The organism is Arthrobacter sp. PM3 (genome assembly GCF_003352915.1).
In the GTDB taxonomy this organism is placed as follows: domain Bacteria; phylum Actinomycetota; class Actinomycetes; order Actinomycetales; family Micrococcaceae; genus Arthrobacter.
Map to the genome: position 1 here is coordinate 3886976 of NZ_CP022314.1, position 25252 is coordinate 3912227.

Sequence of the window (25252 nt, forward strand, 5' to 3'; positions counted from 1 at the left end):
GCGTTCGCGGCAATTTTAGTCTGCAAAGTGATCCCATCCCACAGTGTCAGCGGGCCGGCCCGCGATCTTCACGCCCGTGCTGTCCGTTGGTGCAGGGGCCTCTACCGAGCCTATCGCAGTGAACCCGGGAGGCAGCTGAACGTCCTGCGGAAATGTGGCCAGCAGCCCGTGGTCCTCGCCGCCGCCGAGCACCCAAAGCATCGGGTCCGTTCCCAGCAGGTCCGACGCCGGCAGGAGCGGGCCGGTGAGTTCCCTCAGGGCGGCGGGGTTCAGGTTGAGGACGGCGTGGCTGGCCGCGGCGAGGCGGTTGCCGTCCCGGACCAGGCCGTCCGAGATATCCATCATGGCGGAGGCTCCGGCGTCCCGTGCGGCGGGGCCTGCCGCGAGCGGCGGCCGCGGCCGGCACTGGGTGTCCATGAGGTCCCGCTGCCCCGCGCTGAGGTCACGGAAGCCGGTGTCCGACTCCAGCAGCGCCAGCCCGGCGGCGGCGCGGCCCACCGTGCCGGCCAGGGCCACGGTGTCCCCCGGCCGGGCGCCGGAGCGGAGGACAGGCTCCTTGCCGTCCAGGGTGCCCAGGATCGCGACGCTGACCGCGAGCTCACGGCCGCGGCCGAGGTCGCCGCCGGCCACCGCGCAGCCCGTGGCGCCCAGGTCCCGGATGCCGGCCGTGATGCCGTCCGCGAAGTCCTCCACCCACGCCACCGGGGTCTCCGGCGGCATGGTCAGGCTGACCACCAGGGAGGTGGAACGGGCGCCCATGGCGTTGATGTCGCTGAGGTTCTGCGCGGCGGCCTTCCAGCCGACGTCGTACCCGGTGGTCCGGTAGCCGTTGTTCCACTGGTGCCGGAAGTCCTGGTCCGCCACCTGGGTATCGATGCTCAGCACGGTCCGCCCGTCCGGGGACGCGACGATGGCGGCGTCGTCGCCCGGCCCCAGGATCAGAGATTCCGCGGCGGCCGGGCCCGCGTCAAGCCGCGGGAAGATGCGCTCCAGCAGCTGGGACTCGGAGAGCCCTGCCACGGTCAGCTCAATGTCCGCCGGGAGGGCGTCGGAAACGGGGACTTCGGGCGCGGGAGTTTCAGGCACAGCCCTACGCTACCGCCAGACCCAACAGACTGACGGAACCAGGCCCGTCAACGCTCGTGCCTGAGAAGCCCAGCTACCGTGTCTCCAACGCCGTTAGTGACGGCCGCAGCGTCGTCAACGGTAATCGCGAAGTTGCCGGTTACGTAATGGCCGCCTGCAAAACGACGTCTTCACCAATGACAAGTCGGCAACTATCGCCTCGAAAGTCCCCGTGAGCCGAGGGGCCCATAGACTTCGGGGAAGCAACTGTTCTATTACAAATAAACTAGTCATAAGGACCAATTTCAGAAATTCCAGTCGTTAAGCCAGTCCACTTTCAGGCAAAGGAGAGCCAAAAGAAACCGCTACTCATTGCGAAGAACTGCAGAACGGAAATCTTATCTATTAAACTCCACCAAAAGTTCACGGAATACATTTGCATCGACCGAGAAATCCGAACCAATGTCCAGATCGGAACCGACGGCAGTTCCCTGCAGGGCCCAGTATTCGCCATTCTTGTGACAAACAAGGTCATAAAAGTAATCATGCAACATGAACTCAGTGGCTAACACGAAAACCTTCACGCAGGAAGGACTGAAAGCAAGGCTAGAAAACGCAGCACCCATATTGCCAATGACATGGCTTGCCGAAGCAAACAACGCAATCTGCTCCTCAAGTGACAACTCTTCAGGTGCGATTACTTCATAGCCCGCACGCAGAACGTCCGGTAAAATGTCTTCCTCGTTAACGAGATTTCTTCGAGGATATTTGTTTCGAGTCAGATAAATCCTGCGAGTTCCAGAGAACTTAGATCTAACCTCGGGCGAACATCTAGAAACCAGCCCTTCGAGTATAGAGATCGCGTGAGGAGACTTAGTAAACGGAGGTATCGTCATGGGCGTTGCATAAACGGCATGCTCCACGAAAATCGGACGCCAGTCTGCGAATTCGACCTGATCGGCATTAATTCCGAATAGCCCAAGGCCTTCTGTGTGCAGATCTCGAATGCGCGGCTGGGCGGCGCCATTTAGCACGAATTTTAGAGACGCCAACGGAAACCGTTCCCCCAAATTTGCTACACGCGGGAGGGTGTCAACTAGCCAGTGACCAAAGTTTGAGTCCCAGGTCTGCTTTACAATTGCATACGTATCGCCGACAAGCGTCTGCTGTGCCGATATCGAACGCTCAGACACGTATATTTCGCTAACACCCACGCGAAAAAGCGAACCCCGTCGAGACAAATGACGAGCGTTAATAAACGACTCCTCAATGACATGACCGTCGCTCGTTATGACTATCCCTCCGTCCAACACGGTAACGCCGCTGATTACGCCAACCTGGCCTTCCGGGGCGGGGCGGGCTCCAAGTGTTCGGATCAAATCCCGTGTACGCTGGTCCATGACTGTCGACCCGAAAATCCTTGGAGTCACCCGACTGTATGTACTCGGTTCATCAACCGTCCACGTTTCCTCGGCTAGCGCGCTCAAGGGCCTTGCCGTGAATTTATGTTGTTCGAATATTCGTTTGCGGATTACGACACCACACTCAATGTATTCGATTGCCGCAATATTTCGGGCACAGTAGCCCAGGAAGTCGTCTCGTTTTGCCAGCAATGATGAGCTGTCAAAATCAGAGTCCACGATTTTGTAAAGCAAGGCGTGCAATACATTTTCGTCATCCGCCGAACTCTTCCCACTACGGCCTCGGTGCTCGAAAACCAGGACACCCCCCGGCTCCGCAACCGGAAAAAGGTAGGTAAACAGCTCTAGCTGTTGGCAGTGGCTTAAGCGACCATCACTAATGATGAGGTGGGGTGATCGCTGAAGTGCCATGTCCGCCCAGAATTCCGCCCCAAATCGCTGGGACACATCTGTGTTTTCCGGAACATCGCAATGGATGGAGTCAGCGTTTTTCGAGTAGATTCCGTGTACGTCCGCATTCGGAAAGAACTCCTCCCAAACTCGTAACTCCTGGTGCGGCTCGGCACATATATCGAGTACTTCAATCCGCTCGCCGAAGTGCAGGGCCAAGGCGTGGTGTTCGATGGCTTCCATCAACCGAGCACTGCGTCGCACCCTCGCGGACCCCATTCTTTCGGCGACAGCAGTGAGCCGCTCCGTACATGCCGAGGGTACATCCCTCGGAGAAACGGAGCCTTCCGTCAGGCCTAATTTGAGATTTGGCAGTCTCATTGTCTATTCTCAGATCCTATAGCTTATTGCAGTTGGCAGCACTGCCCTAGGTTCAGTTATTTGATTTTGACACTCGTGCGCCGCCTTTGATTTTTTTATATGCGGGCACTTTAGGAGCTCTTCCGTATGCTCGCGATCGTCCGTTCAGCGAGCATCTCTGTTTTCTGCACTAGGGGGTCTGCATCGTCACCCGATGCATCGGCATCTGTCTATTCGACGAATCGAAGCCCAACGGGTATTGGCCCTATTTGACGCCTGTCAACGTCGCAGGCCATCATTGGTCCTTTCCGAGTTGAGTGCGGTCGCCGGCGATTGATTCATGGCGAATCGTCGAAATTACCTCGGAGGCAAGAACGAACCGTGGAATCGGAATATCCTGCGTTCACGCTAACTCTTGCCGGCTCCGGGCGTCCACCACCCCATCGAATTGGCATAGGGCGACCCGTCCGCCTAGCTGCCAGGTCAGACGCCAACGGCCGGTCCTCTCGACTCGGCAGGACAGCGCGTCGGTCGGTGTCCTAGGATGTCGTGCAGTACGCGTCGGGCGCCCTGCACGTCGCCACGGGCACTGGAGAGGTCAGCGGGGAACCGCGACAGCGGGCTGTCGGGCTCCGCGATTGCCCAAATCTTCGGTCGGGCCCCCCGATAGTCGCTCAGTTTTGAAGGCAGATATGGATTTCGTATGTGATGCTCCGCCGTAGCCGCATCGTTCACAATCAGGACGTCGAATGTGTCCAATGTGGCAAGGAAGTCCAGGAAGGAGACGCGGGGCCCTGTGCGCAGAACGTGGCTGAGGTCCCCTCCGCTCGATTCGTCGAGGTCCTTCGGTGCCTTGCTGGTGAAAACTGAAAGACACAAATTCTCCTGCTGAGCACGGTCCAGGGAGCGTAAGGCCTGCAACACCTCCTGGAGGCCCCGGGTGGAGTAGAAATCACCGAAATACCCGATATTGATTTTCCCTGCTGGGGGGGCGTCCGCGTTGCCCATAGCGTAGAACTCTCTAGGCAAAGTGGGATGAACCGCAATCACTGCCTTTGACCGCACGAGGTCATGGATCTCTGGCGGGGCATAGTCAGTCATAGTCTCAAGCTGGTGATCATTGGTGAATACCAGGCGATCCGCCATCAGATACGGCAGTAGCTCCGCCCACTTGAAAAGATCCGGGTCCTCGAGCAGAAGCTCAAAGCCTTCTCTGTCGGCGAGATCGCGAAACGATTCGAATAACTTTGTTCCAGCCAAATCGCCACTCCGAAAGGTACCCATGGTCGTCAGGCGGACTGGGTCAGAAAATTCGGCCGTCCAGACAATCGTAGGATCGGCTGCTTTGATCCTCGCAGCCAAGAAATGTGAGGCTGGCCACATACTCCGGCTGTACATGCGCTCATAGCTGCGACCGGCACGGCTCAAGTTCTCATACACTCGCATTCCGTGATCGACGAAGCTTTTCACACCCTTTGGGTGGCCGAATGTGGTCGGGGCTGAAAGCTGATGGTGCTGCGCGATGTAGGGTGCGGCCAGCAGCAAGTTTTCGTCTCGCGACTCTCTGGCCTTTCCCATTTGATTGCTGATGACGTCGACAGGGCGTCCCGCTTCACGAATTCGCTTAGACACAATCGTCGCTCCGGTATCCGTGTACGGAGCAAAATTGTACGCGATCACTAGATCGTGAGGGACGCCGACCGTAACCCTCCACGGGAACCGTCGGATCTTCCGGGCCGTAATCTCATCCATCACCGACCGGCGTTCTTCCGGGTGGGATTCGAGGAAGCGACGGATAAATGAAGCCTGCGAATTCATGAAACCCAGGACCACCGACTCGTTGGCAGCACTAACGGACGAGTCCAGGGCCCGCGACAGTAGCTCGATGACGTCACAGCGCTGGCGGACCATGAAATCGCGACTCGGTTCGCGGCGCGATACGGACCCGGGCACCTTCCTGCGGTAGTACACCGCGCCCGAGACACCCGGCCAGAGGGAGAGGCTGAAGTCATGCCTCAAGACGAGTGACCCATAAAAGGCAACGTCTTCTCCGCTTTCTAACGCCTCCGAGAGAGGAGACTCTGTCACCCATTCCAACGGGAGCACTTTACCGACCATGTAGGTTAGCAACCGCGGGACGTCTGCAGGTGTGCACCGGGGATCTTGCTGCGACAAAAAGTCCTGAGCGATTGGCCCGTCTGCGTGGACGGTACCGTCCGCGTCCAAGTCCACCAGGAGGGCCGCGGGTACCACACCCGGGGCGATCTCTCTGTAGAGAAGTTCCAAGTAGTCGGGTGAGAGCACATCGTCGACGTCCACCCACGTAATGTGAGTGGCTTCGATGCCAACAAGCCCGTGGTTCCTGGCAGCGGCGGCACCCTGCCTGTCGGAGTGAAGGATGCGAAAGTCCAGTCCAGGACTCTCCTCAAGTAGCGACACGAGCAGACCGCGCGCACCGTCATCCGCGCCATTGAAAACGAACGTCACGCGGAAATTGAATCGGTCAAGCGTCTGGGCATTCAAAGACTTGAAGCACGATGCGACCCACGCCCTGCCTTGGAAGACAGGAACGATAACTTCAAGGACCGGCACCACATTGTCTTTCATTCGTCGACGGCCGTTCCGCGAGCTTTCAGTACTTCAAACTCCATACGCCGTTGCGACCGCGCGACATTAAAGGCAGATCGTTCGAGGGCCTGAGCTTGTTGGTCAAGCCGCTGGCTCAGGTCCAGTGACTGGAGCGTGGCATCCAACTTTGTGACGTTTCGGCTAGTGGTCTTGAGGCTGCGTGTAAGTCGGCCATCTAGGTCGCTCAGGGCAGAGCTGTGATCTCGAACGGTTTTCTGCACATTTTCAACCGTTTCCATCGCCGCCGACGATACCCCCCGTAGGTCCTTGAGTTGTACGGAGAGATCCTTGACGGTCGCCGATAACTCGCGCCGGGATGCGTTGATTCCTAGTATGACGCAGCGCGCCGCGGCGGTCCCTGCCATCCCGAAAAGTAGAGCCGAAACGCTCATCGTACCGAGGCTCCACCGCCAAGAGCTCCCGAAAAGCAGGGCCGCCATCGAAGCCAAGGCCACCACCCCTCCAAGCAAGGCCAACACTCCAAATATCCTCGACAGCAGCCGCTGCTGAGACCACCACTTCGTCATCATGCTCCCCAAATTTATTGTGAATCACACCTGTGCACGCTGGCATGGGCGGTTGCGGTCAGCCTTTATTGTATAGCGATATCTCGATTCGACCTCGCGAACCTGAACTGCGCGCGTAAGCCCTTGCGAGTCTGAATTCTGAGCCACGGGCGCATTCACGAGCTCGTTACGCTCCCTGTCGCGCTAAGCGAAGATCGCGACCAAATTGTGTCCGGAAGAAGCGGACAGACTGCAGTGAATCGGGTGCGCCGGCGCCAGCAGTCCCCCATCGCGGTCCAACCATTCTCGTCGTCGTCGAGGCGCTTCGGAAGGGGCCCGGCCCCGAGCAGGCCGTCATGGCGGATGACTCCTGTAGACCTTACCTTCGCCTTCACCTATCCAGAACCCGCCTCCTCGGGCCACCGGCAACTTGCCGACGGCGTCCACTGAGAAAGTTGATTATCGCGACGCCCGAGCTCGGACTTCTGTCTGGGACGCGGTAGCGGCTTTTTAGGCCGGCCCCGTCGGCAGATGCCTTCGCCGCTCCCCGTTGAGAGGGGCGGATCTTCCCGACTCAACGGCGCCCTGGCCGCCGTCAGCGAGGCGCTGAAGCCCTACGAGGTCTATCTGCCTTCGCGGGTATTCCTCGCCCTAAACGGGACCATCGTGACGGCAGCGGCGCTCACCGCCCTCCTCACGCGGGTCCTCGCCGTCCCGGACGTCAACGAGTGGCTGCGCCGATACCAGATCCTTCGCTGGTTCACTCCGCTGGACGGAGACTAGGTGCGAAAAGCGCCCCACCCTTCACCGGGTGGGGCGCTCTTTGCATTGGAGCCGACGGTGTTCGGTGCGTGCTGCCGGCGATACTAGAGGGAGAGGGATGCCTCACGCGGGCTGGCGGGCTGCAAGTCACCGGAGGCGCATTCGTCGAGGATCTCGAGCAGGTATTCCTTCGGCGGCACAGTATGCCCGTCTGAGTCTTCACGCAGCCGAAAATGTGCGCCGGCTCTGCCCTCGGTCAATTCCCGGAAGGGCTCGTAGTGTCGGCGCATGTGGTGGGTGTCGCCGGTATTTTGCGCGTACAGGAACGTTGTATCCGGAGCAGCGTTGGCGTATCTAGCCAACAGCGACACCCTGCTCCCGTAGGTGGCCTCGACGTCTGCGTAGTCTCTGCACTCCGGGAAGACGTCTTCCGCGAACATGTCAGAGAACTGTTCGTAATAGCTACCGATGGAAGTCTGGGGAGAAAATGCAATGCCTATAGAGCCGGGCATGACGGCGGCCAGCGAGAGCGCAGCGAAACCGCCGCCAGAGAACCCGAAGAAGAGTACCCGGGTGGCGCCGCACTGCACGGCGGCTGTACGAATCAGCTGCGCGTACCGCTCCGGAATGTTGTCGGACGCATTGCCGACGTACCAAGCCAGTCGGAGTCGTTCCGACAGGGTAATCGTCGGGTCCGAGAGAAATAGAACGCTCTCTTTGCGTCCCGCCAGTGTCCCCATCCACTCAAAGCGTGGAGGCGTGTAAACGTCTCGATTCAGTGCCCCATGCAGGGCCACGATCAACGTGTCGGAGTCTCGTGGCTCCAGTAGAACGTCCAGGGTAAGCCGGTGTTCGTCTTCAGGTTTGACTATGTGGCGTTGCCGGCCGTCGACCCGGAGATCGGCCACTGAAGTCCAGACCACGATCGGTGCCTTGTGTCTGTCATCCCAGCCGCTCATGGGAAGTCACTCTACCAGCCTGGCATGGTGGCTCTCGCGCCCGGATACCATGACGGCATGCCACAGTTCGCCCTCGAAGGCGTCACCCACGAATATCTGATGCCAGATCCCGACCATTCGCCGGAGGTCTCCCGTTCGTGGGAGTACGGGAACTACCCGAAGGTCATGAAATCCCAGTACCCCGTACTGCCCTGAACGCCGTGAGAAACGAAGCGTGTGCCCCGACGCGAAAGGTTGGGGCACACGCAACCATGGCGACACTGCCTATGCGGATGCTCGAGTTTGCGAGAAGACGTCAACGGAGTGCAGAACAATCGTCGTTTCAGGGTTCATCCAATGCTGGAAGATGAAGCCTCGACAGAGGACGCCTTCCGGGAGAGCGAACTCGTAAGAGTTCGTGCTGCGCCCGGGGGACGTCTTGAGATAACGATAAAACCCGACATTACGGTTGCCTGATAAGCCGATCCCCGTTTCCAACAAAGCCTTGATCAGGACCTCATCGGTAATGTCGGCGCCTTTTGTATCCATCAGCAGGAGGCTAACCAGTGCGCTGTTTGTCACGGCGGCCTCGCCGAAGTAGGCATCCAGGCGCAAAGAGAACAGGCTGGACGGGCGGTCCAGGTAGAGAATCGGCACTTCTGAGAGGTTCGCCGCCGTATCCAGCAGTTGCTCGTTGACTGGGAGGATCATGCGGTCCGCGATGGCGGGAAAAATCGACCCAAGGTCAACGTCTTCCGAAACGGACGGGTAGCGCTGCAGGTTCTCGGCGAGCTTCGCCCGCCCCGTGCCGAGCCTGTCACGAATGGACGTGTCCTGGGTGAGGTGTCGAACCCAGAAGTATCCGGGCTTCCTTGCATCAACGATCACGGGGTTGGTGCGGTCTGAAAGGTTGTGCTGGGCATCGTCCGGGCCGATCAGGAACCCGTCATTGTCCCGCCGCCATATGCTGAGCAACCCCATCGAGTGCATGGGCCAGTACGAGGACCGGAAGTTACTGTAATTGCCGTCAAAGCCCAGGGCAGTGATACCGGTTGCGAGAGAAACTTGCATTCCGGCGTTTGCGCCGGTCACGTACTGGCTCATCTGCTCGAAGTAATCGAGGCTAACCACCCCATCATCATCTAGCTGGTAAACGCCGTACGCCGCATCGCTTCCGTCAAGAACCTGGGCGGCAATGTCGTGCGGGTCAACCGTAGGCTTTGAATATTGGCGATCAAGCACCAGGAACTGGTATCGCTCCGCGGCGTCCTCCAAAAGACGCTGAAATTTGGTCGGCAGCTCAGCCGAGTAGGAGACCACATGGAACAGATCGAAGCCTTTGGAGGCGAGAGCGAGCTGTGGCAGCGACTGGTTGATGAAGATGTCCGTGCGCAACCCGATCCGCTCATCTGAGTAGAGGTAGACCTCGTAATCTTCCGGCGTCAGGAATCCGCTGCCAGCCCCCACCGACGATGAGGACCGTGGGTGGAACAGGCTAAAGCGCGTCTGGCCTATGAACAGCAAATCTACTCCCAAAGATATCTGCACGGGCCATCAGCCGCGACTGCTCATGAATCTTAACACGGGTGCAGCCCCGTGCCCTGCGTCAAAATGATCGGTTCTGGGGCACCTAGGCGTCGCTCATTTGACGAATGATCCGGGCAGGAACGCCACCCACGATGGTGTTGTCAGGCACGTCCTTCGTCACGACGGCACCGGCTGCGATCACACAACCGGTGCCAATCGTGACGTCACCCAGGATTGTGACGCCAGAACCGATCCACGTTCCATCCCCCACGACAATGGGTGGCCAGATCGGCTTCATTGCACGTTTTGTGGGGCCGCCAAGCTCGTGCGTGTCCGACATGAATCTCGTGAAGGGCCCAACCAGAACACTGTCCCCTATGGTCACATTCGCGCGAACGAACCCTCCGATGTTGATAAGGCACCCCGCACCAATGGTGACTGGCCCGATCATCTCTGTCTGGCGGGCAATCCGCGTGCGCGCACCAATGGTGATCGGCTTATCTTCGGCCGCCATCAAGTTCACGGACGGGTCGAGCACTGCGGTGGGATCCACAAATACGAACGGCGGTATGTACGCAACCTTGCGCGGGCCAAGGCCAGCGACCTTCTGGCTTAGCGTTGCAATGGTTTCCCGGAGTTCCGCGTTGTCCCGCTCCAGCTCAGAGACGCGGGCGCGGACTGACTTCTCGCGGGAGGCGAAAAGGCGCACTAGACCGCCTTCTCGGAGGCGAGACTTTCCTGATTTTCATGTGATTGCATTCCGCCAAATTTACCCCACCCAGCAACCCGGTCCCGCCCACGTCCATTCTTCCGCGACCACGCCAAGGAGGCGCAATGAAAGCTCACCATAACTGGAGCCCGACCAGATGATCGAAGGGATCAGTGCCGCAGGAGCCAACAGCCTCGGCGCAACAGGCCCAAACCGCTTGACGAAATGCATAGGGACACCCCCTACGTTGACTCCGTAGCATCGTCTACCCTCGATCGGTAAACCTACGAGTACCTCCGCCCGGATCACGGGCACCCTTCGGAGGTCACCCGGTCGTGGGAGTACAGGGACTACCCGAAGGTTATCGCGAGTGTCCCGCTGGCCGGCGGCGCCACGGTGGACGTCTACGCTGTCGCGGAGCGCTGGAACCGCTCGAACGTCGCGGTCTCGTGGCATTTCGACGCCAGGCACGCTCACTGGGCGTTGATCCCCGCCGGGAACGCCCGCAGCAGCGTCACGGACTTGGAACGGGACGTCGAGGAGTACCGTCACTGTCCCGAGGAGCTCCGGCCCATCAGATGGGGGTCCGGCCGCCCGGGGTCGCAGACTCAGCCTCCAGGGGCAAATGCCTTCGCCACTCCCCTTTGAGAGCGTGCGGCAGTTTCAGCGGTAGGGACTGTGGGTGTTGCCGGATACGCGCGGGGTGGTAGACGAAACTATCAGCACTGCTTGGCCCCCGCCGTAGATACTGTTGTTCACAATTATTGGGGAGTTGGCCCATTTCACGTAGATGTGTGTGACGGCCTTATTGTTTTTCTGCCGCAGAACGTTATCGCGTATTTCGATACCGCGAAGCAGTGCTGTGGAAAATCCAGTCACAGCAACATCTACGCCGATCAGGTTGGGGTTGATTCTGTTGCCGATGACCTTGACGTATTGTGACCGGATTACGTTGATTGCCGGGCCGGGGTAAGCCGGTGGCGTTGTCAGGTCGAAGTTGAGCGTGTTGCGCTCGACGTTGACGTTCGATGCTTGAATCTTGATGAAGCGGCGGGAAACGTTTCTGATCACGTTGTCGCTGACGGTCACTTTGCCCGCGTTGAACGGGTTGGCCTTGCCGTCAAAGAAGATCACGTGGATTGCATCGCCCTCCTCGCCGGTGATGTTCTCGATGCGGTTTCCGCTGATGACCGAACTCGCGGTTGCTGCGGCCCCAGCGCTGAGTGCAATGCCACGGGAGGAACCGTTGCCGTTACCTAGCGTCTTGTCACCGACGCTGACGACGCTGCGGATGACGTTGTTGCGGACGATGATGCCGCCGGTGGTGGTCGCTTCGATTCCGCGAGCAAATTGGGTTGCTGACCGGAAGTTCTCATACAGACCATTTTCGATAACCGCCCCGGCGCCGGTAACTCTAAGGCCCAAAGCAGCCCTGCGATTACCGTCGATGTACGCACGGATGTTGGCGTTGTTCCCTGTCACGGTGAGCGCCGTGATGTTCGCGCCGTCGGCTAGGATTTTCGCGTGATCGGTGTAGAGCTCCCGGTTGTTGCCCGCCAACGTGAGGCCTCTCACGATGCGGTATGTGCCGTCGGTGAGCTGGGCGCCGCCTGCCGTGAGCCACGCCTGGAGGGCTGCTGTGTCGTCGGTTACGCCGTCGCCTTTGGCGTTATAGGGTGGCAGCTTCGGGTTCAGGGCGACGGCTCTCGGGGCGAGCGCAAGCTTTGTGGCCAAATTGTTGGCCGAGTCAGCGCTCAACACCGTCTGAGCCCAGTCAATTCGGGAGTCCGGCGTCGCAGCGTCTGAGCTGCCGGGCGGCTGATACCCGGCCAAGAGCAGGCCCAGGCACGCGGAAAGGACCGCAGCTGCCCTCCGCACCCTCCGTGTCGATGGTGTGACGGCCATGGCAACTCCAATCCGCAAGTGATTTCACGAATACGCGCCCAGCCCGTGCCATAAGTATCGTCAGAATGGCCCCTTAAGAAAACCCCAAGAATATTGTTTGATGTTGGTCCCCGTCTAAGCGGTAGCAAGCGCCTATCAGGGTCAATGTGAGAGGCCGAGTCGACCGGCCCCAGGCTCGCGTCCGTGGTGGCCACGTCGACAGGTCAGCGAAAACTCACGTTGACACTTGACGAGGCCGACGACGTTCTATGAGAACCGGAGGAACTAATCGATCGGCCCTGCCAGACTCTTGCGCTCGTAGGTCTGCGTGACGGGCGAGAAGGCAAGCCGACCTGTCTTCGCGCCGCTGCAGTTCTTGCGTCTCCGATGTGCACATGCGGCATAATGCACTGGACGGGGCCCGAGACTCCTCGAACCGAGAGCCGAAAGAATCGCGTCACGGGTTGGCAGCGCTTGCTCCATGTGGCCTTACACCGAGGATTCAACTCGGCGCTGCAGATACTCGCCGACGTTTGCTTCCCCGCTCAAACCCGCCCTAGGCTCTGCGGTTCGTTGCCGTCCCGCGATGAGGTGGTTCTCTTTCTGTGCCGGCGGCGCCAGTCGTTCTGCTAAGTACTTCCCAAACCGCGAGGCCAACAACACACGAAGTCTTTGCTCTGCCCATGTCGGACTCCTCCGCCGCGGCCAAGACTCTTCGAGCAGGGCAAAACCTCCTCTTGAACTTTTGGGTGTACGCAACCGATTTCAGCAGCCAGTCACGCTTGCTGCGGGCAGCGTCAGGCTTGCCCCTTAGGAAGTCATGCCCGGCCAAGACTGATGCGTGAAGTGTCGGATCAATCCAATCACAGGAAGGCAACGCCTCTTTTCGTCGGTAGACCTCTAGCAGCCGGCTTGCAGATACCTGCTTGTTGGCTTCATGGCAATAACTGCCCTTCTACTCCCCCGGCGTATCTACGTCACGTCAACTTCCGCTCGGTTCGGGTGGCCGGCCGCCTGTACCTACCCCATGAACGTCTCCTGGGTGTGCTTGGCCAGGACGTTGGTTACACGTTGAAAGGGTGAAGACCTCTTGGGTTGGTGGTTACCACACACACCGAACGACTAAGAGGTCTTCATGGTCCACCGTAACGCCTGTCTGACTTCTGCCGGTAGAAGCATCCTTGTCCAGCGTGTTCTGGACGGCCGTCCAGTGGCCCATGTGGCGAAGGAAACGGGGGTCTCCCGTACCTGCGCGCATCGGTGGTTCCGGCGCTACCTGGCGCGCGGCTGGGAGGAGATGGAGAATCGTTCGTCCCGTCCGCTGTCGTGCCCGCACGCCACCGCCGAAGCGAAGATCGACGAGGTGCTCGCGGCGCGGGTGAAGCATCGCGAGGGCCCGGTCGAGCTGGCCGAACGCTGCCAAGTCCCGGCCCGCACGGTATCCCGGATCATCGCCCGTGCCGGGCTGCCCCGGTTGTGGGAACTGGACCCGATCAGCGGCGAACGCATCCGCGCCGGCCGCGCCACCGGCCACCGCTATGAACGCGACACCCCGGGGAGCTGCTGCACATTGATGTGAAGAAGCTCGGGAAGATCCCGAAGGGAGGCGGCTGGCGGGTCCATGGCCGCAGCGAAGCCGTGAAAGGCCGCGGGCTGCGCTACGACTACGTCCACGTCGCCGCCGATGACCACTCCCGACTGGCCTATGTCGAGGTCTTGCCGGACGAGAAGGGCCCGACCTGCGCACGGTTCCTGGCCGCCGCGGCGGCGTTCATGGCCGCGAACGGGGCACCCGTGCAAAAAGTCATGACCGACAACGCCCTGGCCTACATCCGGTCCGCCGCCTTCGCCAAAGTGATGGCCGACCTGGGTGCCAACACCGCCGCACGAAACCGCGCAGCCCCTGGCAGGACAGCAAGGCCGAACGGTTCAACGGCACCCTCCAGGACGCCTGGGCCTACAAGGACGCCTACGACTCCAGCGACCACCGCGCACAGGCCCTCACCGGCTGGCTAGACCTCTACAACCACCGCCGCAACCACAGCGCCCTCGGAGGAGGAGCACCCTTCAGCAGATGTAACTAACCTGCTAGCCGAGTACAGCTAGGACGCTGCCGAAGCGGTGCCAATTCGGATGGCGCTCTCCGGGTTGGTTTGAACGTCGCCTCGCCAGATGCCGCGAGTGTCTATGACAGCCTTCTCCTCGAGCGAAGTCTGAGGTAGGGCCTTGAAGTCATCGTGGTCTACAAGAACGAGGACAATGTCCGCAAGGTCAACTGCCCTCTCCAGATCCATGAGCTGGATCTGCTCCCGGGCGACCAACGAGTGTGGCAGGGTACTGACGTGAGGTTCAGCGACGCAAATTTTAGCCTCGGGAAGCGTATCGGCCAACTGGGCGACGATGCTGACCGCTGGAGATTCTCGGAGGTCGTCAATGTTGGCCTTGAAAGCTAGGCCGAGCGCCGCAATAACGGGCTGCCTGCCAATCTTTGCAGCTGCCGCCTCAACTTTGCGGATGACCCACTCGGGCTTCGCGTCATTTGTAACCCGTGCCTGGCGGATGAGTCTGGCTTCCTCAGGAGCTGCCGCGACCACGAACCAGGGGTCTACAGCAATGCAGTGACCTCCGACTCCCGGACCAGGCTGGAGTATATTGACACGCGGGTGGTGGTTAGCCAAGGAGATCAATTCCCAGACATCAATTCCCAGCTTGTCGGATATAACAGAAAGCTCGTTGGCGAACGCAATGTTCACGTCGCGGTATGAATTTTCGACGAGCTTAGCCATCTCAGCGGTCTTTGCATCGGTCAGGAATATGTCTCCTTGGCAAAATACGCTATACAATTCCTTCGCCATCTCAGCTGCACGTCGAGAGACGCCGCCGACGATACGGTCGTTCGTGACCAGTTCAATCATGACTCTGCCGGGAAGAACGCGTTCGGGGCAGTGTGCAACGTGGAGTAGGTTCTCAGTCACGGCATTCTCGTTTTCGTCCGCACTGAGATCCGGGCGCAACCCAATTAGGTAGTCAGCAAGATGCTGTGTTGCACCGGGCGGCGAAGTTGATTCCAGAATCACAAGCTCTCCCCCGCGAAGCTTGGGGGCTATGGCGCGGGCCGCGGCCTCGACGTAGGAAAGGTCTGCTGACTTGTCTGCATTGAAAGGGGTCGGCACAGCGATAATAAAAGCTTCGGCTTCAGGCATTTCCAACTGCGCACGAAGGTGGCCCTGGCTCACTGCACCCGCGACGTGCACCGCCAAATCGGGCTCCACGAACGGCACCTCGCCGCGATTGATAGCTTCGATGTTGTTACGGTTGACGTCGACTCCAATGACTTCCAGCCCGTTGGTGGCAAGAATTGCGGCGGTCGGCAAGCCAATGTATCCCAAACCGACTACGGCAACGGTCTTCATACTGTTTAGCACTTTGCTCCTCTAAATCAACATTTCGGAGGCTGGATGGCCAGACATCCGACCTATCCAGTAACGAACATTCTTGTCTTCTCAATGCCTTGCTACGACTGTGCGAAAGACGACCCGGTGCAAAGCTGTGTCGACCGGCCGGTTATAACGACGAGCCTTTCGGAATTTTCCGAAGAAAATCATCGTACGTAGGTGAGCCCCAACTGCTTTGGATGGAAGCCCGGCGAACGCCTGCTCGCGAAACTGGATCCGGCGCCGAACCAAGGCCGCAAGGGCTGTACCTGCGCAGCCAGGATCACCACGACATCGTTGTTGTCGGAAGCTCGTACGCCCAGCCCATGCTATTTGGGCGTCAATGCCCTCAAAGGCTACCAAGTAACCGAGAACTCCACTGAATTGACCCGCCGCTGAGACCGAGCTCACGGCGAGGCTTGGCGAGACCAGATTGCCTAGTGCCATGTGAGCCAGGGCGTCTCCGCAATCCAGGGCATTAGCGAGAAGGTCATGACGCTTGTCACCGAGGAGGTTAGTAAGTGGCCTTGAGGCACCCGAGCTGGGTGTTGCCCGAGGACATCCCGGCCACGCCCAGGCCCCAGGCGCAGACGGTGTAGACACCGCGCTTCGAAACGGGCACCACAATCCGGTAGCCGTGGTTCCCCGAGATCTGGAAGACCCTGTTGACGTCGGCCCGGTACCGGTTGGCCACATAGGCGGTCCCCGCGGTCTTGCCGTCCGGAGACGTGACGTAGAGGTGGATCGGGACGTTGGCCCGTGTCATGCCCGGGTCAATGCTCCAGCCGCTGGCCACTAGAGCCGAGCCCGTGCCTCCGAGCTGGACCTTGAGGGACTCGATGTAACCGATCGGCGCCGGAGTGGCGGCAACGCGCGCCGTTGAGCAGCCCAGGAGGCTGTTGCCCAGCGGGAAGACACTGACCGCCAGGCCGTAGGCGCAGATCTTGTAGTCACCGGGGATCGTGACCGGGAGCGCCACGCGGTATCCGTGGTCCCCAGTGGTGCCCATAACACGGTTCACGTCCGCCCGGGACTGGTTGGCCGTGTACGCGAAACTCTTGGTCACGCCCTTGGGGTCGGTGACGTAAAGGTGGACGGGGATGGAGGCGGACGGCGTGCCGGGATCAAAGGTCCAGCCGGTGGCCGTGATGGTGGCGGTCGGGGCGTCGGTCTTGACCACAGTGCTTTCCAGGAAACCGGCGGGCGCCGGCGTGGCCCGCGGCGTCACGGTTTTGCAGCCCAGCAGGCTGTTGCCCTGGCTGAACGCGCTGACCGCCAGGCCGTATGCGCACACCTTGTACTGGCCACTCGTGGTGACGGGGATGTCCGCACTGAACCCGTGGTTGCCGGTCACGGCCATCACCTTGTTCACGTCCGCGCGGCTCTTGTTGGCTGTGATGGCCGTGGTGGTGGTCTTGCCGGCCGGATCCGTGACATAGAGGTGGACCGGGATCGACGCCGTGGGCGTGCCGGGATCGTAGCTCCAGCCGACTGCCCGCAGTACGGTAACCCCGCTGGCCCTGGTGAGCGTCAGCGAGTCGAGATACCCGGCCGTGGCCGCCGAGCCTGCCAGGGTCAGGGATTTGCAGCCCAGATCCGTCGGCTCGGAACTGCCCAGGGCGTAGACGCAGACCTTGTACGTTCCGGCAGCGGTCAGGTTGAAGGAGCGCGTGAACCCGTGGTTGCCGGTGACCTGCATGATCTTGTTGACATCGGCCCGGGGCTGGTTGGCAGTCACGGCGTAGCCGGTCGCCGTTCCGCCGGGCGGTGTCACGTAGATGTGGACCGTGGAGGACTGGGAGGGCTTGGCGGAGTCGTAAGCCCAGCCGGAGACGTCCAGGCTCGCCTTGGTGCCGGACCGGTTGATCGCCATCGATTCGACGTAGCCCACGGCCGGCGCTCCCGGCGGGCGGATGGTCACCGTGGCCGCGGTGTTGCTGACGGAATCAATGCTGACCTTCGTGCCCGCGTGCGTGGTAAAGGTCTGACCCGCCTGCCAGGCCTGGGTGTTGCTGTAGTAGCCGTTGAAGGCGGTCCCGCGGGTGTCCGGCGGGAGCAGGATCGAGGAGTTGCCGCCGCCCTGCTGGGTGATTTTCACGCCGCGGTTTCCGGCCTGCGCGATCACGGCGTCATAGCCCACCGGCGCCCGGAGTTCCAGGTAATAGACCTCGCCGGACTTCGGGTCCGTGAACTTCGCCGCCCGGTTGGCGCCGTCGCCCGCCCAGGGCGTCAGGGTCACCCGGCGGGGGCCGGACACGGTGCCCAGGTTGGTGATCTCGTTGCCGTTGCCGAACCGGCCCATCTCCCACAGGCTCGCGCTGATTTCCGGCATAACGTCCCAGTGCGAGATCCCCATCAGGTCCAGGTTGTCACCGTAGGGCTTGATGCTGCACGTCGGATCCGCGAATCCGGCGTACGGTCCGGATGCCACGTCCATGGCTCCGCTGCCGCACAGCAGGCTGTTTGCGTGGTCCATGCCCAGGGCGTGTCCGAACTCGTGCGTCAGCACCGGCGTCGTGAGCCGGCTGTTCTGGGGCATCAGGATGCGCCCGCCCGTGGTGCCGTTGCTGTAGGTCATGCCTGCCGTGCCGTTGCTCAGGTAGGAGCCCGGGATAAAGAGCACCAGCGCCGTGTAGGCCCGCTGCGTCCAGCCCAGTTCCGCGGAGACGATGTCCACGATCTGCGAGGGCGACTGGGTGGATTTCGCGGCGGACTTGTGCAGCAGGCGCGAGGAGCTCAGCGCAATGTCCACCCGGCCGGAGGTTGCGTGCGCCCAGTAGCGGTTGGCCGCGCTGAGCGAGGCCTTCGCCGCGGCCATCGGCACCGCCGCGTCCGTCGCCGCCGCCGATTTGTCGGCCAGCTGCACCGTCACCAGGGTGGTCTTCAAGGTGCCTGCCAGCGGCGCGCTCACATAGGTGTATTCACTTTTCGCCCTGTTGGCCGGCGGCTCCGGCCGGACAAAGTCATCCACCTGGCCCTGCGGGCTCGGATCCGTCACCGCCGGAACGGCAACGGCCCGTGCGGAACCGGCCGGCACGGCAGCGGAAGCGCCGCCGGCCTGCACAGCAATCGGGGCGGCGGCCGCAGCTGCCTGGGGCAAGGATGCTGCCAGCATCGCGGCGGCAATCACGGCGGCCGCTATGTTCAGTTTGCGCAAGATTGCTCGCTTAAGGGTGAGACCGCAGGTGAAGACCTGTTGGTGGGAGCGACGTAAGGTGCCTATAGCATAGACGCCAATTCCCGCCCGTCACCCCACTAACTTTGATCCCTTAAATCACAACTGCATCACGCATTTTTTCTTTGTAAGTTTTTGCGCAGCGCTACCCCACCATTTCGCCACCTGTAAACCGCGTGCCAGACTCATAGCCGTGCTTCCTTCCGTCGCCGCGGTGAATACCGCCACCCGCAGGGTGCTTGCCTTCGCCGCCGGAGGCTTCCTGGTGTGGCTGATCGTCGCCTGCCAGATGTTCGTCAACGTGGATCCGCTCAGTGTTCACCGGACGGACGCCGTCATCGTGCTCGGCGGCGCGGCGTCCGAGCGTCTGCCCGTCGCCCGCCGGTTCCAGGATGAATTCCACATTCCGGTCCTGGTGATTTCCCACACCGACACCGTCGGCAACCGGGCGGCCGATGATGCATGCAATGCAGCTGCCTTCCCGAATTCCGCCGTGGTCTGTTTCCGCCCCCCGGGCCTGGACACCCGCGGCGAGGCGCAGGCGGTCTCCCGGCTCATCGCCGCCAACGGCTGGAGGTCCGTGACTGTGGTGACCTCCAGCTATCACGTAACGCGCGCGGGGCGCCTGATCAGGCAGTGCACGACGGCGGACGTCCAGATGGTTGCCTCGCACCCGGACCTCGATTTCTTCCAGTGGATCCGGCGGTTTGTGGTGGAAACAGGAGGCCTGATGGACGCCTCCTTCCGGCCGGAATGCGCCAATTACCGGCCGGAAATGTAACAATTGAACCTCAGCCGGTTGAACTGGTCAGCCGGTTCGGGCATCTGACCGAGGCGAGGAGGACACGCTGGACCACGCTCCCAACGGTGCTCCCCCGCTGGTTGCCACGCCCCGGCACCTGCGCAGGAGGCGCATGCACACCGAGATTCCGGACGCTCTCCTGGTGCCTGGAGCGGCCCCGATTCCGATCAAGGATCCGCCGCCGGCTTATGCAGACCGAGACGCTCCTGATCAGGAGTCCGCCGACCTGACCGCAATCCAGACTAAAGAGTCCCAGCAGCTGGAACGCGAACTGCTTCACCGGCGCAAACGCCGGGTGGCTCTGTTGGCTATCCTATTTGTAGCCATTTGCCTGCCGGCCATAGTGCTGGCGCTCCTGCTCGGCTGAACCCGGGCCAGTAGAACCTAGTATCCACTCGCAAAATTTGGGGGAATCACCATGCACAGCATCATGCCGATCTTCGGAACCAGGCCGGAGGCCATCAAGATGGCGCCGATCGTCAGCGCCCTGCAGGAGTCTCCGCTCTTCCGCTGCATCGTGACCGTCACAGGACAGCACCGCGAGATGCTGGACCAGGTCAATGAACTGTTCGGCATCGTCCCGGATCATGACCTTAACATCCTGCAGCAGGGCCAGTCCCTCTCCGCCATCATGACCCGGACCATCGACGGGCTGGACAAGCTCTTCGCCGGCAGCCGGCCGGACGCCGTCGTCGTCCAGGGCGACACCACCACGTCCACAGCCGCCGCCATCGCGGCATTCTACCATGGGATCCCCGTGGTCCACGTCGAGGCCGGACTGCGCAGCGGTGACCTGCTCTCCCCGTTCCCGGAGGAGGCCAACCGCAAGATCACCAGCCAGATCACGCGGCTGCACCTGGCCCCCACCTCCACCAGCAGGGACAACCTGCTCAAGGAAGGCATCAGCCCCGAGGACATCATGGTCACCGGAAACACCGTGATCGATGCCCTGCTGGCCACGGTGGACAAGCAGGTCCCCTTCACCGACCCGCAGCTGGAGGACCTGGCCGCCGGCGGCCGCCGGATCCTGCTGGTCACCACCCACCGGCGCGAGAACCAGGGCGAGTCCATGCGTGGTGTGGGCCGGGCACTGGCCCGGATCGCCGACGCCGAGCCGGACCTGGCAATCGTGCTCCCCGCCCACAAGAACCCCGTGGTGCGCGAGGCCGTCCTGCCGTCGCTGGAGGGCAAGGCCAACGTCCTGGTGACGGAGCCGCTGGCCTACGGCGAATTCACCCGGCTGCTCTCCCGGGCGCACATCGTCCTCACGGACTCCGGCGGGGTTCAGGAGGAAGCCCCCAGCCTGGGCAAGCCGGTCCTGGTAATGCGGGACAACACCGAACGGCCCGAGGCGCTGGAGGCCGGCACGGTCAAGCTGATCGGCACTGACGAGGAACGGATTGTTTCCGAGGTCACCCGGCTCCTGCACGACTCCGCACACTTTGCCGCCATGGCCAACGCGGTCAATCCGTACGGCGACGGCAAGGCCGCCGCCCGGACGGTCGCCGCGATTGAAGAGCTCCTCGGCGTCGGCTACCGGACCGCGGAGTTCACCGGGGCATAACCGGCCCGGGGCCGGGAAAGCCCGGCCCCGGGTCAACCGGTGCCCGCATTCGTGGAAGAATGAAATCCAGCAGGCAAGGATGCGGGTGCCAGCATGGCGTTGTTCGACGGCGGTTCTGGTTTCCCCGGATTCTTCCTTGAACCGAGAACAACGCCAGGGAGTGCAGATGGACCGCAGGACCTTCCTGACGCTGCCCCTGGCCCTGGGCGCCGCCGCCCTCGCGGGCTGCACGCCGGACACCCCACCAGGGCCCCGGCCGACGTCGGGCACGCCGACACCCAGCATTTCCCCGTCCCCGCGGAAATCGCCGCTGCCGCGCCGGCCCATCCCCCCGTACGCGAGCAAGGGCATCGGCATGCCCCGGTTCGACGGGTTCGGCTTCAAGGAACTGGATACCCTGAATCTCGACTGGTTCTACGACTGGGGCCCGGACTATCCGCCCCTCCGGGTAGCCTCCACCCAGGCCGCTGAATTCGTGCCCATGGTCTGGGGGCGCGGCTCCCTGGAGCGGAAAGCCATTCAGCAGGTCAAGTCCGAGGTCCCGTGGACCGGCGCGCAGAATCTGCTGGGCTTCAACGAGCCCGATCACACCGGCCAGGCCGACATGTCCGTGGATACCGCCATCAGTCTTTGGCCCCAGCTGGAGCATTCGGGCCTCAGGCTGGGATCGCCCGCCCCGGTACAGGCGCTGGGCGACTGGCTCCAAAAATTCATGGACCAGGCCGACAAGAAAAACCGCCGCGTGGATTTCGTCGCCATGCACTGGTATGCACCGCCCCACACGGACTCGTTCCTCAACACGGTGCAAAAACTGCACGAACGCTACGGCAAACCCGTCTGGATCACCGAATACGCCGTCGCCGACTGGAAGGCCACTCCAAAGTCACCCAGCCGGTTCACGGAGAAGGAGATCCTGGCGTTCATGAAAGACACCGCCGCCGGACTCCGGAAAATGCCCTTCGTGGAGCGCTTCGCCTGGAAGACCCGCGTCCACGGCGATCCGATCATGGGCGCATCCGCCCTCTTCCGGAGCAACGGGTCCCTGACGCCCACGGGCGAGCTCTACAGCTCGCTGTAGCCCTTCACCTGCGGCCCGCCGTTGGCCGCTGCTCCGCCCGCGCTAGCAGGCTCCCCCGGTGGCGCTGAAACTGCGCAATTCCTGTGTGTAGCCGGGATTTGGCTGGGAGTTCTCCATGCTAATTTGACTCGAGTCACATCCGCACCAGAGTTCACACACGCCCCGAAAGGAACTCATGGAACGCCGCAAGTTTCTTAGCCTCCCCCTGGCCGCCATGGCGGCTCCGGCCGCCATGGCCGCCACCGCGGGATCCGCCCAGGCGGCCAGCATCCCCACGGTCCCGGCCGTCACGCTGCCCGCGGATACGCAAAAGGGATTCGGCTGGGGCGGCAAGGACGCCCTGGCGCTCACGCAGATCAAGAGCCTCAAACTGGACTGGCACTACACCTGGGGCTCGCACTACAACGTCACCACGAATCCGCCCTTCGTTCCCATGGTCAAGAGCGAGCGGACCCTGCTGGAACAGGACGCCCTCGGCTGGGTGACCCGTCAGCTGGCCGAAACGAAGACCAAGCACCTCCTGGGCTTCAACGAGCCCGACAACACAGCGCAGGCGAACATGTCCGTGGACCGGGCCATCCAGCTCTGGCCCAAGCTGATGGCAACCGGGCTGCGGCTCGGGTCGCCGGCATGCACGAGCCCCCGCAGTGCGTGGCTGGCCGACTTCATGACCAAGGCGAAGAACAAGGGTCTTCGCGTCGACTTCATCACCACTCACGTCTACGCCTGGCCCAGGGCCGACGACTTCCTGAACAAGATCACCGTGCTCCACGAGAAATACGGCAAGCCCATCTGGGTGACCGAGTACGCCGTGGCCGACTGGGACGCGACGGCGACACGGCCCTCCATCTACACCCGGGCCCAGACCGAGGACTTTATGCGGGCCACCGTGGCCGGCCTGCGCGCCATGCCGTTCGTCGAGCGCTTTGCGTGGAAGACCCGGCCGGCGGGCGACATCAGGATGGGCTGCTCGGCCCTCTTCCACACCAACGGGACGCTGACGACCACCGGCAAGCTCTACGCGTCGCTGTAACACGGCCGCAGGCGCCTCCCGCCGTCCGGGTCCGCTGGACGGCGGACAGGGGCCGAGGCGGCGGCACAGCGCCGGGAAACCGGAAAGGGATCCCGCTTGAGCGAAGGCTCAGGCGGGATCCCTTTCCGGTTTGACGGCCGGGGCCGCGCAACGTGGCTAGTTGGCTGCGGCCAGCTCCAGGAGCTCGCTCTTGTGGCCCAGGGACACAATGTCCCAGCCTGCCGCGGTCCACTGGTCGTGGTCCAGGACGTTGCGGCCGTCGAACATACGCTTGTGCGCCACGGAGGCCGCCAGCGCGGAGGGATCGGCGTCCCGGAATTCGGTCCATTCGGTCAGGAGCATGACGAGGTCAGCGTCCGCCACCGCCGTGGCCATGGAGCCGACGTAGTTCAGGCGCGGGTACCGCTTGGCGGCATTCGCGTTCGCCGCGGGGTCGTAGACGCTGACGTCCGCTCCGCTGTTGAACAGCCGGGCGGCAACGTCCAGGGCGGGTGAATCGCGGACGTCATCGCTGTTGGGCTTGAACGCGACGCCGAGCACGGCCACGCGCTTGCCCTCGAGGCTTCCCAGCAGGGTTTCGGCGACGTGGACGGCACGGTCGCGGCGGCGCAGGTTGACCTCGTCCACTTCGTTCAGGAAACGCATCGTGGTGTCCAGGCCGAGCTCGGAGACCCGGGCCTGCAGTGCGCGGATGTCCTTCGGCAGGCAGCCGCCGCCGAAGCCGATCCCGGCGTTCAGGAACCGGCGTCCGATCCGGGCGTCCAGCCCGATCGCGTCGGCCAGCGTGCGGATGTTGCCGCCGACGGTCTCGGTGACCTCGGAGAAAGCGTTAATGAACGAGATCTTGGTCGCCAGGAAAGCGTTAGCGGCAACCTTGACCAGTTCCGCGGTCTCGAAGTCCGTGGAGATGAACGGAGTCTGGCGGCTGATTGCGTCCGCGTAGACCTCGCGCAGTACGGCCTCGGCGGCGGCCGAGTCGGTGCCGATCACCAGGCGGTCCGGACGGAGGGTGTCCTCCACAGCGAAGCCTTCACGCAGGAACTCGGGATTCCAGGCGAAGTTGACCTTGACGCCGTCGCGCGCCTCTTCGGCCACGAGCCCCTTGAGCCGGCGGGCGGAGCCGACCGGAACGGTCGACTTGCCCACGATCAGGGAGTCCTTCGTGGCGGCCCGGGCAATCGCGGCCACCGAAGCGTCCACGTAGGTCATGTCCGCGGCGTGCTCGCCGGCCCGCTGCGGGGTTCCGACGGCGATGAAGTGGACGTCGCCGAAAGCGCCGGCTTCTTCGAACGAGGTGGTGAAGCGCAGGCGGCCGGACTCGGTGTGTTTGCGCAGGAGCTCGGGCAGGCCCGGCTCGTGGATGGGCAGTTCGCCCCGGCTCAGGCTGTCGATCTTTTCTTTGTCGACGTCGACTCCCAGGACCTCGAACCCGAGTTCCGCCATGCAGGCCGCATGGGTCGCGCCGAGGTATCCCGTACCGATAACGGTTAGTCGTAGTGTCACTAGTCCCCCAGTAGCAGCAGTTGATTGTCAGTGGGTTGGGCGCAGTCGGCGCAACCAAACGGGTCCACTATATATCGTCCGGCTCTAATCCCCAGACCGTGAAGCTCGGACGTGAGCCAGCGCACTCGTGCAGGGCTAGTGTCTGGCTGCTTGAGATCGTCAATGGGCCAATGCCCGGTACCGATGCTCCCCCATCCCATGTCGCACTGATTAGCAGCAACAACGGCGCCCCACAGGTAAACGTACTTGCGACCGTTCCGAAGACTCCCTAGGTCAGATGCCGCTTTGCCCGGAGTCACCATGAAAATGGGGCTACTGAGCATTGCTGGGCCGCGAGAGCCGGCAACTGCCGCCACAGGATGGGCGCAGGGTCGTTGTCGAAACCGACCAGCCGCCAGGCTGGCCCACGTGTGCGGTGTTTACGCGGCTCTTCGTGGTTGGTGGGGAATTGATTCCGTGTCGTAGCTAAAAAA

18 protein-coding genes and 1 pseudogene are annotated in these 25252 nt (G+C 62.0%); 8 read left to right on the top strand and 11 right to left on the bottom strand.

The window, feature by feature from the left end:
* Positions 1–15: 15 nt before the first annotated feature.
* The 4 genes from thiL to CFN17_RS17730 all read right to left on the bottom strand — a co-directional run bounded on the left by thiL (position 16) and on the right by CFN17_RS17730 (position 6394).
* Positions 16–1026 carry a thiamine-phosphate kinase gene (gene thiL / locus CFN17_RS17715; RefSeq protein WP_208751568.1) on the bottom strand — a complete coding sequence of 337 codons (1011 nt, stop codon included), beginning with the start codon at positions 1024–1026 and terminating at the stop codon, positions 16–18.
* Positions 1027–1463: 437 nt separating this feature from the next.
* Positions 1464–3119, bottom strand: a complete 1656-nt coding sequence (locus CFN17_RS17720) for a DUF563 domain-containing protein (RefSeq protein WP_208749016.1) — start codon at positions 3117–3119, stop codon at positions 1464–1466.
* 600 nt (positions 3120–3719) lie between these two features.
* Entirely contained in the window at positions 3720–5843 is a 2124-nt protein-coding gene (locus CFN17_RS17725; protein ID WP_261792257.1) for a glycosyltransferase, read from the bottom strand.
* Positions 5840–6394, bottom strand: coding sequence for a hypothetical protein (locus CFN17_RS17730; protein ID WP_208749018.1), 555 nt, complete (start codon positions 6392–6394; stop codon positions 5840–5842). The genes CFN17_RS17725 and CFN17_RS17730 overlap by 4 nt, the downstream gene beginning before the upstream one ends.
* 507 nt (positions 6395–6901) lie before the next feature.
* Between CFN17_RS17730 and CFN17_RS17735 the strand changes: the two genes are divergently transcribed.
* Positions 6902–7153, top strand: a complete 252-nt coding sequence (locus CFN17_RS17735) for a hypothetical protein (protein WP_208749019.1) — start codon at positions 6902–6904, stop codon at positions 7151–7153.
* Between the two features lie 83 nt (positions 7154–7236).
* Here CFN17_RS17735 and CFN17_RS17740 read toward each other — a convergent pair whose 3' ends face one another.
* Positions 7237–8091, bottom strand: coding sequence for a hypothetical protein (locus CFN17_RS17740; protein ID WP_208749020.1), 855 nt, complete (start codon positions 8089–8091; stop codon positions 7237–7239).
* A 57-nt stretch (positions 8092–8148) separates the two neighbouring features.
* Here CFN17_RS17740 and CFN17_RS17745 point away from each other — a divergent pair, with 57 nt between their 5' ends.
* On the top strand, positions 8149–8286 hold the full coding sequence (locus CFN17_RS17745; RefSeq protein WP_208749021.1) for a hypothetical protein: 138 nt from the start codon (positions 8149–8151) through the stop codon (positions 8284–8286).
* A gap of 69 nt (positions 8287–8355) precedes the next feature.
* Here CFN17_RS17745 and CFN17_RS17750 read toward each other — a convergent pair whose 3' ends face one another.
* From CFN17_RS17750 to CFN17_RS17760, 3 genes are all read right to left on the bottom strand, one after another.
* Positions 8356–9594: a glycosyltransferase gene (locus CFN17_RS17750; protein ID WP_208749022.1), complete on the bottom strand. Its 1239-nt coding sequence runs from the start codon at positions 9592–9594 to the stop codon at positions 8356–8358.
* A 106-nt stretch (positions 9595–9700) separates the two neighbouring features.
* Positions 9701–10306: an acyltransferase gene (locus CFN17_RS20015; protein WP_261792258.1), complete on the bottom strand. Its 606-nt coding sequence runs from the start codon at positions 10304–10306 to the stop codon at positions 9701–9703.
* A gap of 663 nt (positions 10307–10969) precedes the next feature.
* Positions 10970–12067, bottom strand: a complete 1098-nt coding sequence (locus CFN17_RS17760) for a hypothetical protein (RefSeq protein WP_208749023.1) — start codon at positions 12065–12067, stop codon at positions 10970–10972.
* A gap of 1258 nt (positions 12068–13325) precedes the next feature.
* Between CFN17_RS17760 and CFN17_RS17765 the strand changes: the two are divergent.
* Positions 13326–14274: pseudogene (locus CFN17_RS17765) on the top strand (IS481 family transposase).
* Positions 14275–14292: 18 nt separating this feature from the next.
* On the opposite strand, the gene wecC reads toward CFN17_RS17765, so the two are convergent.
* Positions 14293–15603, bottom strand: a complete 1311-nt coding sequence (wecC, locus tag CFN17_RS17770; protein WP_208749024.1) for a UDP-N-acetyl-D-mannosamine dehydrogenase — start codon at positions 15601–15603, stop codon at positions 14293–14295.
* 535 nt (positions 15604–16138) lie between these two features.
* Positions 16139–18781 carry a hypothetical protein gene (locus tag CFN17_RS17775; RefSeq protein ID WP_208749025.1) on the bottom strand — a complete coding sequence of 881 codons (2643 nt, stop codon included), beginning with the start codon at positions 18779–18781 and terminating at the stop codon, positions 16139–16141.
* A gap of 211 nt (positions 18782–18992) precedes the next feature.
* Between CFN17_RS17775 and CFN17_RS17780 the strand changes: the two genes are divergently transcribed.
* The 5 genes from CFN17_RS17780 to CFN17_RS17800 all read left to right on the top strand — a co-directional run bounded on the left by CFN17_RS17780 (position 18993) and on the right by CFN17_RS17800 (position 23276).
* Entirely contained in the window at positions 18993–19580 is a 588-nt protein-coding gene (locus tag CFN17_RS17780) for a YdcF family protein (RefSeq protein WP_261792259.1), read from the top strand.
* A 133-nt stretch (positions 19581–19713) separates the two neighbouring features.
* The gene (locus CFN17_RS17785; RefSeq protein WP_208749026.1) at positions 19714–19968 is read left to right on the top strand and encodes a hypothetical protein; all 255 of its coding nucleotides are present in this window, start codon (positions 19714–19716) and stop codon (positions 19966–19968) included.
* Positions 19969–20019: 51 nt separating this feature from the next.
* Complete coding sequence (gene wecB / locus CFN17_RS17790; protein WP_208749027.1) at positions 20020–21165, top strand: non-hydrolyzing UDP-N-acetylglucosamine 2-epimerase; 1146 nt, start codon at positions 20020–20022, stop codon at positions 21163–21165.
* Between the two features lie 166 nt (positions 21166–21331).
* Positions 21332–22243, top strand: a complete 912-nt coding sequence (locus CFN17_RS17795) for a glycoside hydrolase family protein (protein ID WP_261792260.1) — start codon at positions 21332–21334, stop codon at positions 22241–22243.
* 175 nt (positions 22244–22418) lie between these two features.
* Complete coding sequence (locus tag CFN17_RS17800) at positions 22419–23276, top strand: glycosyl hydrolase (RefSeq protein ID WP_208749028.1); 858 nt, start codon at positions 22419–22421, stop codon at positions 23274–23276.
* 156 nt (positions 23277–23432) lie between these two features.
* Here CFN17_RS17800 and CFN17_RS17805 read toward each other — a convergent pair whose 3' ends face one another.
* Positions 23433–24779 (bottom strand): UDP-glucose/GDP-mannose dehydrogenase family protein, encoded by a 1347-nt coding sequence (locus tag CFN17_RS17805; protein ID WP_208749029.1) that lies wholly within the window; start codon positions 24777–24779, stop codon positions 23433–23435.
* Positions 24780–25252 lie beyond the last annotated feature (473 nt).

What these genes read in the sequence shown, in the direction of transcription:
- wecC (WP_208749024.1), bottom strand. Translation starts at nt 15,603, where the DNA reads ATGAAGACCGTTGCCGTAGTCGGTTTGGGATACATTGGCTTGCCGACC.
- CFN17_RS17785 (WP_208749026.1), top strand. Translation starts at nt 19,714, where the DNA reads ATGCACACCGAGATTCCGGACGCTCTCCTGGTGCCTGGAGCGGCCCCG.
- CFN17_RS17740 (WP_208749020.1), bottom strand. Translation starts at nt 8,091, where the DNA reads ATGAGCGGCTGGGATGACAGACACAAGGCACCGATCGTGGTCTGGACT.
- CFN17_RS17735 (WP_208749019.1), top strand. Translation starts at nt 6,902, where the DNA reads ATGCCTTCGCCGCTCCCCGTTGAGAGGGGCGGATCTTCCCGACTCAAC.
- CFN17_RS17795 (WP_261792260.1), top strand. Translation starts at nt 21,332, where the DNA reads ATGGACCGCAGGACCTTCCTGACGCTGCCCCTGGCCCTGGGCGCCGCC.
- CFN17_RS17730 (WP_208749018.1), bottom strand. Translation starts at nt 6,394, where the DNA reads ATGATGACGAAGTGGTGGTCTCAGCAGCGGCTGCTGTCGAGGATATTT.
- CFN17_RS17725 (WP_261792257.1), bottom strand. Translation starts at nt 5,843, where the DNA reads ATGAAAGACAATGTGGTGCCGGTCCTTGAAGTTATCGTTCCTGTCTTC.
- CFN17_RS17800 (WP_208749028.1), top strand. Translation starts at nt 22,419, where the DNA reads ATGGAACGCCGCAAGTTTCTTAGCCTCCCCCTGGCCGCCATGGCGGCT.
- CFN17_RS17720 (WP_208749016.1), bottom strand. Translation starts at nt 3,119, where the DNA reads ATGGAAGCCATCGAACACCACGCCTTGGCCCTGCACTTCGGCGAGCGG.
- CFN17_RS17745 (WP_208749021.1), top strand. Translation starts at nt 8,149, where the DNA reads ATGCCACAGTTCGCCCTCGAAGGCGTCACCCACGAATATCTGATGCCA.
- wecB (WP_208749027.1), top strand. Translation starts at nt 20,020, where the DNA reads ATGCACAGCATCATGCCGATCTTCGGAACCAGGCCGGAGGCCATCAAG.